Raw genomic sequence first — 13314 nt, 5'->3', positions numbered from 1 at the left:
AATATCACTATTACATAAAAATTTTAAAAGGAGAATTAACGCCTGCATTAAGGTAGAATAAAAAGAATATCAAATGTCAAAATCATTTATAGAGGCCTGTGCCAATGGTAATCGTAGGATAGCAGAAATGCTACTGGAAAAAGATGAAGAAATAGAAGTAAACTATACTGACGAACAAGGTAGAACGGCCATGCACTTTGCTGCAGGTAGAGGATATCTTGATATTATTAAAAACCTGATTAATCAAGGGGCAGATAAGGATTATGAAGATCATAAAGGAGTTACTCCACTTTATTATGCGATTGAAGGTCGGCAGAAAAATGTAGCTCAGTTTCTGTTGGAAGAAGGTGCAAGGGCTGATATAAAAGATAAAGACGAAAACACGCTATACCATTTAGTGGCTACTTCTGGTCAAAAGGAATTATTGCAGTTGCTCTTAGACGCCGGGGTTGATATAAACATAGCGAATAGTCATTCAGAAACACCTTTGATATTGGCCATCGCTAAAAGGAAAAGAGACATAGTGCAATCGCTGTTAGAAAATGGTGCTGATCTATCAATTACTGATGAAGATGGCAATAGTCCGCTGTTAGTGGCTACTAGTACATTAAATAAGCCTATCATTACGCTTCTACTAGAAAATGGAGCGGACTTGAATGAAACTAATGACTCAGGTTATACCCCGCTTTTCTGGGCCTGTCTCAAGCACAATAATATGTTAGTGAAATATTACCTTGAGCAAGGAGCAGATCCATTTATAGAGTCTAATGAAGGGCTGTCACCAGTGTGGCTGGCTTGTTCAAATAACCAAAAGGATTTAGTAAAGGCCTTTTTAGACTTTGGTGTGGATGTAAATACCACCAAAAATCATCATGGAAGCTTTGTTCTTGAAAGCTACCTCAAGTGGATAACGGATAGCTTTAATGGCACTTCTGATGATTATAACCAGATGGCTTGTGATGGTGAAAGCCTACTACATGTGGCCGCTAAAAAAGGACATCTGAGTATGGTGAAGCTTCTTACTGATGCTGGTGCTGAAATTGATATAGTAGATCAAGCAGGAAATTCGCCTTTGCATTATGCCGCAGCGGCTGGTAAAAAGGATATTGTAAAACATCTGTTATCGTTAGATGCTGACTATACATTGGTAAATAAGGCCGAGCAAACAGCCATAGATTATAGTAATATCAAAGGGTATAATGAGATTACGGAAATGTTTTTGGCTAAAAAAATAGAAGGTTAAGATGGATAGAAAAAAGGCATCTCTAACAGAGGTAATAGCCAAAGATTTAAAGAAAGGATATTGGAAAGCATCAGATGCGGCACGTTATGCGCCGATGCTTTTTGCTATGGTTCCTCCATCAGATCTAGAGCGACAGGCCGTGGCCGCCATAGAGTGTAGTCAGGAGAAAGAGGCAAACCTCAAGCAACTACGCCTTTTTGTGCAAAAAGAGCAAGACGGACAAAGTATGTTGAAAGACTTTGAGCAAATAATGCGTGGAGGTAAAGACAAGTTGCTGGGAGGCAATGATGATAATAACCGTGATTACAAGGAGATTATAATGATGCTTCTCGCTACTAATTTTGCTTCCCATAAAAGTTCGGTGACGCTTTCTGCCAATGTTAATGACCTTTATAAGCAAGTGTATGAAGAATGTAGTGGCTGCGAGTTGCTTAAAAATTGCAAAAGTGCCTCGGCTATTTTAACAGAATACATTGTTAAAGCACTTAAAGAATTAGGCACGGATATTCTTAATAACCCATCTTAAATAAAAATTTTAAAATGACGCTTTTAGAAGCTATTAATAATAAAGATTATAATAAGGCTGCTGAGCTGGTAGGGGAGAGTGCAAAAAAGGATGTTAAAGCAGCGCTGGAGCAGTCCTTTTTCTTTCAGAATATGCATCAGCATGCGGCAGGGCTTGCTTTACTCAATGCTTTAGCTGATAAAGGATTGATTGAGCTGGATGTATACGAATACAATAATCTGGATACTTCAATACTGGGTAAGGTTATATCCTATTTCAAATGGAATGATCCTACTGATTCACTGGAGGAGTTAAAAGCACTGCTGCAAAAAGCTGATAACATAGATGAGCCTATCCGTGGAACGAATTTATTTAGCTTTGCTATCAGTCAAAACGTTCCGGTGGATGTGCTAAAATGTATGAATGAGGCGGGTTGTGATATCCAATTTGTTGATGATAAGGGTGAGAATTACTTGCATAAAGTTTCTGTGAAAGATGCGCAACTCGCATCAGATTATATAGAATATTTAGTGAGTGAAGGCGTAGATATTGATGCAGCAAATAATTGGGAGCAGACCCCCCTTCTGCGTCAGCTAACTAATAGTAATACCTATTCTAAAGCAACCTTTATAGCACTGTTAGAGAATGGGGCGGATCCTTTTGTAGAAGTGAAAGGTAAGAATGCATTAGAGCTGGCTTTAGCACATTTAAATGAAGAGCAATTTGAGATACTGGAAAATCACGGAGTAAGCCTTGATCTGGAAAAGCAGGATAATGAGCAGCAAAGCGTTGTTTTTCGCTTTTTAAATAGCACTTCTGACTCACTTAGCAGTACAGATGAGACCTTTTTTACTAAGTTTCTGGAAATAGGTTTTGATCCTTACCAAATTAATAAAGGCAATTATCAAAAGGAGCAGACGCCATTAGATCTAATACTTGATAAAAAGTCAGAGTACTTAGAGCTGTTCTTGGAATATGTAGATTTCGATCCGAATGTGGTTGATCATGAAGGGAACAGCAGTTTGCATAAGGTTTGTAACTATAATGTAAACTTTGAAGAAAGTAAGGCTAAAGAGGTATATAAAAAGGTGAAGCTATTAGTTAAAGCCGGGGCCGACCCTAGCCTCCAAAATAATAGCGGACAAACGCCACAGGATCTTGCAGCTCAGGATAGTAAAAAATATATGACAGTGGAGTATTTAATGAAGCAGAGCTAATAATCCTAAAAAGAGACCTTATAAAGGTTCGTCGGCGCAAGCAGGCGAACCTTTTTTTGTGCTGTTCAAATCAGTATATCCCAACTTTCATTGATACGAAGCTGAAATAAAAAGCTATGTTTTTATTCCTTCAAGACTAAGTTTAAAAGTCTATATAATATTTAATTATCAAAAATTCTTATTCAAAACCAGGTTATCCAAGTCTCGTTCTTAGGCCTTTGTGCTCCTGCTATCTTTAATAATTATAGTTTTTATTACTAATTACGATTAATTGGTTTTATATTAATATATGATTAGCAATAATTGTGAATTGACTTATTTTGATTGTGTTTATATTATAAAAACTTATATAAAATTTAAATACAAAGTGCTATGAAAGGAGTTTTTATTTGTCTGATCTTTATTTTTTTGTGTCCCCATTTGGTATCCTCACAAGTTAAATCCGATTCTACCCTTGGAAGTGATCTTACATTGGAAGAGTTGATGAACATCCCTATTGCAGTGGCATCTTCACAGGCACTTTCTCCACGTGAGTCTCCAGGTATAGTGAGCTTAATAACAGCTGATGATATCGCCAAAAGCGGAGCGCGGGATTTGATTGATGTTTTAAGAACAGTTCCAGGTTTTCAATTTGGTATGGATGTATCGGGAGCGTTAGGCATAGGTGTGCGGGGTAATTGGGCTTTTGAGGGTAAAATATTAGTTCTTTTGGATGGCCATGAAATGAATGAAACTTCTTATGCCACTACGGCTATAGGAGATCGTTTCCCATTAGATCAAATAGAAAGAATTGAGATTATAAGAGGTCCGGGATCAGCCCTTTATGGTGGTTACGCAGAATTAGGAGTAATAAATATTATAAGTAAAAAGGCGGAGAATATTGGAGGTGTGTCCGCTGCTGTATCTTATGGTCAAATGCAGAGTGATTTTGGTAGGTTTAGTAGTACGGTCATGGTGGGTAAGGAATTAGGAGATTTTGCTTTCGATGCCAAGGTCACGGCTTCCAAGCACTTAAGAAGCAATAGGACCTATACTGATATAGTCGGTTTTTCTTATGATATGACTGATGATTCTGATATTAAGAATATACATCTCAACGGAGGTTTTTCTTTTAAAGGTCTTTCTGTAAGGCTATTACACGAGAATTATAGACTGGAACAGAGAGATTTGTTTTATGTCTCCATGCCTGAGGCGGTGAATTTGGAGTTTAAAACCAATGCGGTAAATATAAAGTATAGCTGGGCGCTATCAGACAAAGTAACTATAATGCCTCAATTTCAATATAAGGATCAAGCTCCTTGGAAGTCTAATGGAGAGGCTGCCCAAAGAATGGATGCATTAGGGTACTTTGGCGCGTATTCATATAGGAAGTTGGCGAAGATATCAGGAAACATTAAATTGAACGTTGACTTTAACTCTTCAATAAATCTTAATACTGGTGTAGAGGTATATGAGAATAAAGGAGAATTTAAGACTGGTGTTTATAAATTAAATAATTCGCCGAATATTAGTTTTTATAATTTGTCAATTTTTAGCCAAGCGCTTTTTAAGACCAGCTTTGCTAATATTACTGTGGGTGCTAGATTTAATAATCATGAGCAGTTTGGTAGTTCTTTTGTGCCACGGCTGGCAATGACTAAAACCATTAATAACTTTCATTTTAAATTGCTGGCGAGCCAGGCTTTTAGAGCGCCAAGTATTCAAAATATTGATACTAATCCAGAAATAGACCCTGAGCGCACGTCCGTATTAGAAGTGGAGGCAGGCTATAAGCTAACGGATAATATGCTTCTTACCGCTAACTTATTTAAGACGGTGATTGATGATCCTATAGTGTTTTTTTATACTGCAGATGTTGATGGGTATGATAATTTCAATAAAACAGGTTCTGAAGGGATAGAATTAGTATATATATATCAAAGCAAAAGTATTTCAGCTAACCTTAATTACTCATACTATCTTACTAAAGATAATAAGGTGGAATCTTATAAGGTGCCAGGGGAAGATGATATGATGCTTGGGTTTGCTAAAAGTCAGATTAATTTGCTGGCAGGCTTACATATTACCGACAATTTCACCATAAACCCATCTGCAACATATCTTGGTAAACGCTACGGGTATAGTTCCATAGATGATAACTTTGAGCCGGTATTGGAAGAGTTCGATCCAGTAGTATTCGTAAATGTCTATTTAAATTACAATAACTTGTTCGTGAAAAACCTGGATGTGGGAGTGGGGGTGCACAATATTACCAATAACGATTATTCCTTTATTCAACCCTACAATAGTGGGCATGCTCCCTTACCTTCAAAATCAACTGAGTATGGAATAAAATTAGTTTATAAAGTAGGCTTTTGAGTTTTTATTATTGTTTTTTATAATTTTAAAGGTAAACGGCGGAGGTTTACCCTTATTAGGATGTGCTATTTCATTTGTAATTGAATTTATTTAACCGTTTTGTAAATAGGAGCCAAGAGATTATATTGGTCGTAATCATAAGGGGCGTGAGCTTTGGTAGGGGTATGATTAGAGATGTCTGAACTATTAAACCTGTTCCTCAATTGACCAAACCTGATCGATTACTCTCTTTAGATGTTTTTAGGGGCATTACCATAGTGGCTATGCTTATAGTAAATGATCCTGGCTCTTGGAGTTATATTTATTCTCCACTAGAGCATGCTTCATGGCATGGCTGTACACCTACCGACCTGGTTTTTCCTTTCTTTTTATTTATTGTAGGGGTTTCTGTTAGCCTATCATTAAAAAAGGTGAGGTATGAGAAGCAGCATCATAGTAGCCGAATAGGGCATATTATTAAGCGCAGTATAATCCTTTTTGGTATTGGCTTGTTTCTCAATGCTTTTCCTTTTTTTCATTTGGAAAGCATTCGTATTCCGGGGGTGCTGCAGCGGATCGCCATTGTTTTTTTAGTTTGTGCTGTCCTCTTTTTGAAAACAAGCTGGAAGTCTCAAGTGATTATTTCCATTATTGTGTTGCTGCTGTATTGGCTTTTAATGGCGGTATTGCCTATGTCTTATAATCAAAATTTGCTTCCGGGAGATAATTTAGCCGCACATATAGATGCTTATTTTCTATCTGGACATATGTGGTCATCTACTAAAACCTGGGATCCGGAAGGGCTTATGAGTACCTTTCCGGCAATAGTAACAGGCATAATTGGAATGTTGGCAGGGCAGTGGTTGCAACTAAAGCAAAGCAAAGAAACGATGGTCATAGGCCTGTTTGTCGTTGGAAATGTGTTAATAGTGCTTGGCTTGTTTTGGGATATGGCCTTTCCTATCAATAAGAGTTTATGGACAAGTTCCTATGTGTTGTACTCCGGAGGTATTGCTCTGAATTTTTTAGCCATATTATATTGGTTGCTAGATGTTAAAAGGTGGAGAGGTAAAGGATGGTTGATCTTTAAAGCTTTTGGGGTGAATGCTATTTTTGCTTACATCTTTGGGGTTTTGCTTTCTTATGGTTTTGGGTATACTATTCAGGTTCCTTTTTTTCGATGGTTAAAAACAATTACAGGAAACCCTGAATTAAGCTCACTCATTTACGCTTTATTTTTTGTCGGCGTCACATTTATTCCGGTTTGGGTACTGTACAAAAGAAGGATTTTTCTAAAAGTGTAGGATAATGCATCCGAGTCTACGCTTTTGAGTAAAGTATTTCTCAATAATTAGCGCTCAATACCCCGCAAATAGCCTCAGCTCTTCAAATTGGCCTTTTGGCATAGTTGTTTCATTATAGATTTCAAATTTAACGTAAACTAAAAATATGAAACAAATTAATTTTAAACTAGGAGTCGTGGCTGTCTTGTTAATGTTAGTAGGTGTTAAGCAAGCTAGTGCCCAGGAGGCAAGATCCGGTATAAAAGGTGGTTTAAACTTAAGTAATTTATATGTGGATGATGTAGATGACGAGAACGTAAGAGTAGGTTTTACCGCCGGTGTTTATACTCAGCTTATGTTAGGAGAATCATTCGCTATCCAGCCAGAGTTATTGTACGCTACTAAAGGGGCAAGTACTGAGTACGGAAGCAATGATGTTTTTGATATCGATGGAAAGGCCGATTTTAATCTAAACTACATTGAATTACCTGTGTTGGCTACTTTCAAGCTAGGAGATGCTGTAGATATTAACGTAGGTCCATATGTGTCTTATCTTGTAGGTACTAGTATAGATTCTGATGATGACATCTTTGGAGAAAACAGTTATGATCTTGATAGAGATGATTTTAAGAAATTTGACTATGGTTTATCTGGGGGTGTAGGGTTTAACTTCTCAGCTATAACTCTAGGAGCAAGATATAATTATGGTCTTGCTGAAATTGCAGACAGTGATGATGCTGAGTTCTTTTTGGGAGATGCTAAAAACTCATCAGCCACTGTATTTGTTGCTTTTAACTTGCAGTAAGTTAATTGAACTTAGATATGAAAGCCTTTTGATACTTATATCAAAAGGCTTTTTTAATTTCATTTAGAGGAGCTTTCAGCCTTTTGAGTAGAGGATGAACTAGTTGAATTATTATTGCTACTATGTTCAAACTCTATTTTCTTTACGGCTTGGCCCATATTACATTTTCCATCAAATTTAGCTCCGGCTTCTACTACCAATTTGTTAGTAATAATGTCGCCTTTTATAGTGCAGTTAGGTTTTAGCACCAGAAGATCAGATACTTCAACGGAGCCGTTTACTTCACCTTCAATTTCAGCTACCTGAGAAAGAATGTTACCTTCTATCACAGCGGACTGTCCTACCGCTACTTTAGACTTAGATCGTACATCACCGATGATGCGGCCTTCTACTCGCAGGTTCCCATAGGTTTCAATGTTACCTGAAAAGGTACTCCCTTTACCTATAATGTTATTAGAATTAATAAACTCTTGAGACGATTTGTCTTCTCTTCCTTTCACTTGATTATTCTTATTAAACATGAGTCACTTTTTTAACTAAGGTATAGAATGGAACTAATTCTAACTACTGGCTGTCTGTAGTTAGCAATAATACTAGGTTAAATACAAAATTATAAGATTATTGGTTTTCAATATGTTAGTTTTTTGTTGGTACAAATTTTAAGCAATATTTCATCAATGGAGCTGATGCAATTATGGTTACTACTACCATTACGAGTATAGCTACAAAAATCTCATCAGTAATCAGTCCCTCGTTTAGTGCTATGGCACCTAAAATTACTTCTAAAGTGCCATGAGTGTTCATCCCAAAGCCTACAGCCATAGATTCATACTTCGAGAGCCCCCCCATTCTGGCTCCCAGCGTGGCCCCCAATACTTTAAAAATAAAGGCCAGCACCAGCAGTACTAATATAATCTGTAGATTAAATGCCGAAATAAAGTCGATGCCTAGACCGATAGAAATGAAAAATAGTGGGGCAAATATGTTATTAATAAACTGATGAATGATTTCTTTGGCCCTCTCAGATAGGTGCTTGGAGTCTCCCAGAGCTACGCCTATTATAAAGGCTCCGAAAATACTATGTATGCCTATGTATTCTGTAAAAGCGGCTCCCAGAAAGCAAATGGCTAAGGATAGAGAAAGTAAACCGCCAGGCCATGCTAGTCTTTTATTGATCCAGGGCAGAACTTTATTAATGAGTCCCTTGCCCACCGTGAGCATAAGCACAGTAAACCCTACAGAGATCCAAATGGTTTTGCTTAAACTCAGGGATTCAGAGTTGCTGCCCATCATATTTAAAATGATAGTAAATATGATCCATCCTACTAGGTCTATAATCATCGCGGAGGCTATGATGAGCATGCCCATTCTGGTTTTAAAAACATCCAGATCCATTAATACACGGGCGACTACAGGTAAGGCCGTTATGGCCATTACAGTACCTATAAACATGGCAAATACTAGCTGCTTGCTATGATCAGTATAGTTAAATATTTCAGGAAAAAACCAAGTTACAATAAAGCCTGCCACAAAAGGTACTATTAAAGATACTAAGCTCACGTACAAGGCTTGCTTTCCTTGTTGCCAAACTATGTGGAGGTCTACCTCCAGACCTGCTATGAATAGCAGTAATACTACGGCTACTTGTATAAAGCCATCTAGTACTACGGCCGAAGCTCCGGAGGTAGGGAAGAGCATTTCGAATATTTCAGGAGTGAAATTCCCTAATATGGTTGGGCCTAAGATAATTCCCGCTAATATTTCTCCTACTACAGCAGGTTGTTTAAACTTTCTGGCAAGCTCAGCCATGAGTCTTCCTAGGCTTAGCATAACGCATAGCTGTATAAGCAGGTTGATTACTTCACTGTGGTTCAGCTTATCCATTGTTTTTTCGTTTGGGGTTAACAATAAGGATGTCGCAAGGTAAGTCAGCAAAGATATACTCAAGATCATGCGGAAATACTCTGTCGAAAATACCCATTTTCCGGTTGGGTGCACCCACTATGAGTAAGTCTGACTTGGTACGGTTGCAGAAGTTGGACAGTTCAAAGCCTGATTTTCCGGAAATGACTTTTATATTAATTTTTAGTCCAATGGTGTCTAATTCTTTAAGGATATCCTGTACTATTTGTATCTCTTCGTTTACGAGATTTCTTCTTATTTCAGATAACTCATCTTCTGTTCTTTCGCTGCTAGCAGACATAGCCAGCCCATATAATTTGATTTCTCTTACTATATGTAGCTGAGAGGTGCTTTGTACCTTGCCTATATATGTGCCAACTTTAATGGCTTCCGTAGCATAGGGGCTGTCTTCCGCATGTATCACCATACGTTTAGAAGGGTTGCTTTTCAGTGAAGGCTCAGTGAGCATAAGCACGGAGCAGTCAGCCTTTCTAAGTATTTTCCTGGCGATAGAGCCAAGGTAGTAATTGATGAAATCTTCCTTTTTAAGTGCGCCAGCTACCAGTAGGTCTACCTTCTCTTTTTTGCAAACAGATAATATGCGCTTAGCCGGGTCGCCAGATTCCCATATTACTTTTACTTTTTCTAGTAAATCAGCGTCTTTTAAGCTGCTTTCCATCTTCATGTTGTCTTCCTGCGTATGGCTACCCACATGGATGATGATCAGCTCACTATCAAAAAGCTGTTGTATACGATTGGCTTCAGCTAGCAAAGTTTGTAGTCGGGGAGAAAATGCTATGGCGATGGCTATTCGTTCAAACATATTGTTACTTTACGGATACACCTAAAATAATGATTTTAAATGAACTTACTTATTGTTCGTTTTATTAACTACCAATTAATTTGTGTAGTGTGTGCAAGAGTATATTAAATAATTATGGCTGATAAAGGAAGTTTTTTTGAAGATGTTTATGATGTTGTTCGTCTTATTCCCAAAGGGCGTGTTACCAGTTATGGGGCTATAGCTCACTACCTAGGAGCGGCCAAAAGTGCGAGGATGGTAGGCTGGGCTATGAATGCCGCTCATAACTTAGAAGATGTGCCGGCGCATAGGGTGGTAAACCGTTTAGGTATGCTCTCTGGTAAAGCGCACTTTAGCCCTCCAGAAAAAATGCAGCAAGCGTTGGAAGAGGAAGGATTGAAAGTGAAAGACGATATGATTCAAAATTTTCAACAGGCTTTTTGGAACCCCTCAGAAGAACTTACTATATAATCCCAGAATTGGAAGAGGTTTCCTGATTTTGTATATAGCAGATGTAGTACATATGTAATAAATAGGCTTTATTTTAACAAATTTAATATTGGCATAATCTTAGGTAATACACTTCATATTATTGTTAATCGCTATTATTTAAGTAAAATTTATGAAGGCTTTCAGGAATTTGAATTCGAGAGAATTCGTTGAGCTTTATAATTCTACTCCATTTGCTATTCTTTTAGATGTAAGAACTGAGAAGGAATTTAAACTAGAGGCTTTGAAAGGTGCTCTTAATATTCCTTCTACTCAATTGGATGAATTGAAGAAGCTGGATAAGAGTAAATCTTATTTTATACACTGTAGAATGGGAGGAAGGAGCGCAATGGTTTCTATGATTATGGCGCAAGAAGGGTTTAGCCACATTTATAATCTGAATGAAGAATTTAGTAAGCTACAAGCTCAGAGCATTGATGGAGATTTAAGAGCGAGAAAAGCTTCTTGAAAGGAACGATGGTAAATAGGCCTTGTGGTTTTGTTTTAATCTTTCTTATTCACACCTAGTATTATCTCCTTTCGAAATTCATTAATAGATTGTCTATTTTTCGTTTTAGTGAGTGTTAAATTTGGGTGTTAAAGCCGATCTCTATTTGAGGTCGGCTTTTTCTTTTTTTAGAACCGAGTTCTAACGGTTGGGGCCATCTGAGGTCATTGGTTTCATATGAGTGTCAGATATATAAGAAAATCTCAAAATGAAACTAATAAGCCTAAAATGGGAGAAAATTAAATTGTTAAATATTAAAATCCTCTTTTAAACAGTGCTTTTATGTGTTGGCACACCTATTGGCTAATGTAAACACGTTAGGTTTAGGTTAAGAATAAGCTGTAGTTGTATTTAGTTGGTTTTAGTATTTACAGCTTATGAAGCCGCCTTTGTGGTTAGGGGCGGCTTTTCTTTTTTACTAACATCAATAACCCGACAAAAGTAAAGGCTCCATTGAGTATTAATATCTCAAAACCAAACTCATAACCCTTCAATAGTTTCTCAGAGTAGTTGTTTATAAGTAAAGATAGGACAGGTGATATAATGCATACCACTGGTACCCATTTGTCTTTAATCTCCAGTTTGGTAAAAAGGCCAAAGGAATAAAGTCCGAGCAATGGCCCGTAGGTATAGCCGGCAGCTTTAAATACCGAACTGATTACAGCTTCATTATTGATTTCTTTAAAAATAATAATCACCAAAAAAAGTATAAAAGAAAAGGATAAGTGAACCATTAACCTCGTTTTCTTTTGTTTTTTCTGAGTTTCAGGAGAGTCGTCTTGTGGGTTGAAATTAAGAAAATCTACACAAAATGAAGTAGTTAGCGCTGTAAGAGCAGAGTCTGCACTGCTATAGGCGGCTGCTATAATTCCTAATAAAAATACTACTCCCGCAAATAATGTAAAATGGTTAAGCGCTAATAATGGAAATAAATCATCTGATTTTTCAGGTATAGCTATGCCATTTGCACCTGCGTACATATATAAAAGAGCTCCCATGGTAAGGAAAAGTAAGTTCACAAATACTAAAATGATGGAAAACCAAAACATATTTTTTTGTGCTTCTCCTATAGTTTTGCAAGTAAGGTTCTTTTGCATCATGTCCTGGTCAAGGCCAGTCATCACAATAGCGATGAAAGCACCTGAAATGAATTGCTTGAAAAAGTTGTTGCTGCTTTTCCAATCCCAAAATAAGACTTTTGAATATTCACTACTTTTTACTGCGCTGATCATTCCATTAACAGAAAGGTTCAAATCCTGGCTGATCAGATAGATAACAGTAATTACGGCTGTTATCATAAATAGTGTTTGCAAAGTATCTGTCCATACAATAGTTTTTATGCCGCTTCTAAAGGTGTAAATCCAGATCAGGGCAATGGTTACTAATACCGTTACTGAGAAGTCTACACCCAGCTGACGAAAAACAGCAAATTGTAATACGCCCGATACTAAAAATAACCTGAATGAAGAGCCTATGATTCGAGAAAATATAAAATAGAACGCCCCCGTTTTGTATGACCAAAAGCCAAATCGCTGCTCTAGGTATTCATATATAGAAGTTAGGTTTAACTTGTAGTATAAAGGCATAAGAATGGTTCCTATTACCAAGTAGCCTACCAGATAGCCCAGTACCACTTGCATGTAGCCAAACTGAGTAGATGCCACCCAGCCAGGGATCGATACGAATGTTACCCCTGAAAGAGACGCTCCGATCATTCCAAAAGCTACCAAATACCATGGAGATTGCCTGTTGGCAGTGAAAAATGTTTTAGAATCCGTGTTTTTTCCTGTAATGAAGGAGATAAGGATTAATACAGCAAAATAGATTGCAATAACAGATAGTACTAAAGTAGGGGTCATAAATTGTGGTCTAATTCGGGCTAAAGTTCTAATTTTTTTTTACTTTTGACAAGTAACGCTAAAGCTCACTTTATGGATTTTGGATATAAAGAAGAAGAATTAGTTGATGTCTTAGAGGATGTTGATGGTGTACGTGACCTAATGGTGTTCAATGATGACGTGAATACTTTTGATCATGTTATTGAAACATTGGTGAGAGTATGTAAACATAGTACCACTCAGGCTGAGCAGTGTGCATATATCATACACTACAATGGGAAGTGTTCTGTAAAGAAGGGATCTCTAGCTAATTTAAAGCCTATGAAAGAGGCTATTTGTGAAGCAGGGATCGACGCTCAGGTAGTTTAGCCAGTCCTTTAATAAT

13 protein-coding genes are annotated in these 13314 nt (G+C 37.3%); 9 read left to right on the top strand and 4 right to left on the bottom strand.

What is annotated here, in order from left to right:
• Nucleotides 1–73 precede the first annotated feature (73 nt).
• The 6 genes from JL102_RS12205 to JL102_RS12180 all read left to right on the top strand — a co-directional run bounded on the left by JL102_RS12205 (nt 74) and on the right by JL102_RS12180 (nt 7390).
• The gene (locus JL102_RS12205; protein ID WP_202244697.1) at nt 74–1243 is read left to right on the top strand and encodes an ankyrin repeat domain-containing protein; all 1170 of its coding nucleotides are present in this window, start codon (nt 74–76) and stop codon (nt 1241–1243) included.
• 1 nt (nt 1244) lies between these two features.
• A complete protein-coding gene (locus tag JL102_RS12200; RefSeq protein WP_202244696.1) occupies nt 1245–1769 on the top strand; it encodes a hypothetical protein in 525 nt (174 codons plus the stop codon).
• A 14-nt stretch (nt 1770–1783) separates the two neighbouring features.
• Entirely contained in the window at nt 1784–2965 is a 1182-nt protein-coding gene (locus JL102_RS12195; protein ID WP_202244695.1) for an ankyrin repeat domain-containing protein, read from the top strand.
• A 372-nt stretch (nt 2966–3337) separates the two neighbouring features.
• Nucleotides 3338–5323, top strand: coding sequence for a TonB-dependent receptor plug domain-containing protein (locus JL102_RS12190; protein WP_202244694.1), 1986 nt, complete (start codon nt 3338–3340; stop codon nt 5321–5323).
• 203 nt (nt 5324–5526) lie between these two features.
• Nucleotides 5527–6606 (top strand): acyltransferase family protein, encoded by a 1080-nt coding sequence (locus JL102_RS12185; RefSeq protein ID WP_202244693.1) that lies wholly within the window; start codon nt 5527–5529, stop codon nt 6604–6606.
• A gap of 145 nt (nt 6607–6751) precedes the next feature.
• Nucleotides 6752–7390, top strand: coding sequence for a porin family protein (locus tag JL102_RS12180; protein WP_202244692.1), 639 nt, complete (start codon nt 6752–6754; stop codon nt 7388–7390).
• A gap of 59 nt (nt 7391–7449) precedes the next feature.
• Here the strand turns inward: JL102_RS12180 and JL102_RS12175 are convergent, their stop codons facing one another.
• The 3 genes from JL102_RS12175 to JL102_RS12165 form a co-directional block, all read right to left on the bottom strand.
• On the bottom strand, nt 7450–7911 hold the full coding sequence (locus tag JL102_RS12175; RefSeq protein WP_202244691.1) for a bactofilin family protein: 462 nt from the start codon (nt 7909–7911) through the stop codon (nt 7450–7452).
• A gap of 115 nt (nt 7912–8026) precedes the next feature.
• Nucleotides 8027–9274 carry a cation:proton antiporter gene (locus tag JL102_RS12170; RefSeq protein ID WP_202244690.1) on the bottom strand — a complete coding sequence of 416 codons (1248 nt, stop codon included), beginning with the start codon at nt 9272–9274 and terminating at the stop codon, nt 8027–8029.
• The gene (locus JL102_RS12165; RefSeq protein WP_202244689.1) at nt 9267–10115 is read right to left on the bottom strand and encodes a universal stress protein; all 849 of its coding nucleotides are present in this window, start codon (nt 10113–10115) and stop codon (nt 9267–9269) included. The genes JL102_RS12170 and JL102_RS12165 overlap by 8 nt, the downstream gene beginning before the upstream one ends.
• A 114-nt stretch (nt 10116–10229) precedes the next feature.
• On the opposite strand from JL102_RS12165, the gene JL102_RS12160 reads away from it, so the two are divergent.
• Nucleotides 10230–10565 carry an MGMT family protein gene (locus JL102_RS12160; RefSeq protein ID WP_202244688.1) on the top strand — a complete coding sequence of 112 codons (336 nt, stop codon included), beginning with the start codon at nt 10230–10232 and terminating at the stop codon, nt 10563–10565.
• A 151-nt stretch (nt 10566–10716) separates the two neighbouring features.
• On the top strand, nt 10717–11052 hold the full coding sequence (locus tag JL102_RS12155) for a rhodanese-like domain-containing protein (protein WP_202244687.1): 336 nt from the start codon (nt 10717–10719) through the stop codon (nt 11050–11052).
• Between the two features lie 434 nt (nt 11053–11486).
• Here JL102_RS12155 and JL102_RS12150 read toward each other — a convergent pair whose 3' ends face one another.
• A complete protein-coding gene (locus JL102_RS12150; RefSeq protein ID WP_202244686.1) occupies nt 11487–12950 on the bottom strand; it encodes a sodium:solute symporter in 1464 nt (487 codons plus the stop codon).
• Between the two features lie 72 nt (nt 12951–13022).
• Here JL102_RS12150 and JL102_RS12145 point away from each other — a divergent pair, with 72 nt between their 5' ends.
• Nucleotides 13023–13298 (top strand): ATP-dependent Clp protease adaptor ClpS, encoded by a 276-nt coding sequence (locus JL102_RS12145; protein WP_202244685.1) that lies wholly within the window; start codon nt 13023–13025, stop codon nt 13296–13298.
• The last annotated feature ends 16 nt before the right edge of the window (nt 13299–13314 follow it).

Origin of the sequence: Fulvivirga sediminis (assembly GCF_016757215.1) — a bacterium.
In the GTDB taxonomy this organism is placed as follows: Bacteria; Bacteroidota; Bacteroidia; order Cytophagales; family Cyclobacteriaceae; genus Fulvivirga; species Fulvivirga sediminis.
The sequence above is the reverse complement of the archived record's forward strand: the minus strand, read 5'-3'. Positions and strand labels throughout refer to the sequence as shown.

Excerpts from the sequence above, each read along its gene's own strand:
- JL102_RS12205 (WP_202244697.1), top strand. The coding sequence starts at position 74 with ATGTCAAAATCATTTATAGAGGCCTGTGCCAATGGTAATCGTAGGATA.
- JL102_RS12200 (WP_202244696.1), top strand. The coding sequence starts at position 1,245 with ATGGATAGAAAAAAGGCATCTCTAACAGAGGTAATAGCCAAAGATTTA.
- JL102_RS12195 (WP_202244695.1), top strand. The coding sequence starts at position 1,784 with ATGACGCTTTTAGAAGCTATTAATAATAAAGATTATAATAAGGCTGCT.
- JL102_RS12190 (WP_202244694.1), top strand. The coding sequence starts at position 3,338 with ATGAAAGGAGTTTTTATTTGTCTGATCTTTATTTTTTTGTGTCCCCAT.
- JL102_RS12180 (WP_202244692.1), top strand. The coding sequence starts at position 6,752 with ATGAAACAAATTAATTTTAAACTAGGAGTCGTGGCTGTCTTGTTAATG.
- JL102_RS12175 (WP_202244691.1), bottom strand. The coding sequence starts at position 7,911 with ATGTTTAATAAGAATAATCAAGTGAAAGGAAGAGAAGACAAATCGTCT.
- JL102_RS12170 (WP_202244690.1), bottom strand. The coding sequence starts at position 9,274 with ATGGATAAGCTGAACCACAGTGAAGTAATCAACCTGCTTATACAGCTA.
- JL102_RS12165 (WP_202244689.1), bottom strand. The coding sequence starts at position 10,115 with ATGTTTGAACGAATAGCCATCGCCATAGCATTTTCTCCCCGACTACAA.
- JL102_RS12160 (WP_202244688.1), top strand. The coding sequence starts at position 10,230 with ATGGCTGATAAAGGAAGTTTTTTTGAAGATGTTTATGATGTTGTTCGT.
- JL102_RS12155 (WP_202244687.1), top strand. The coding sequence starts at position 10,717 with ATGAAGGCTTTCAGGAATTTGAATTCGAGAGAATTCGTTGAGCTTTAT.
- JL102_RS12150 (WP_202244686.1), bottom strand. The coding sequence starts at position 12,950 with ATGACCCCTACTTTAGTACTATCTGTTATTGCAATCTATTTTGCTGTA.
- JL102_RS12145 (WP_202244685.1), top strand. The coding sequence starts at position 13,023 with ATGGATTTTGGATATAAAGAAGAAGAATTAGTTGATGTCTTAGAGGAT.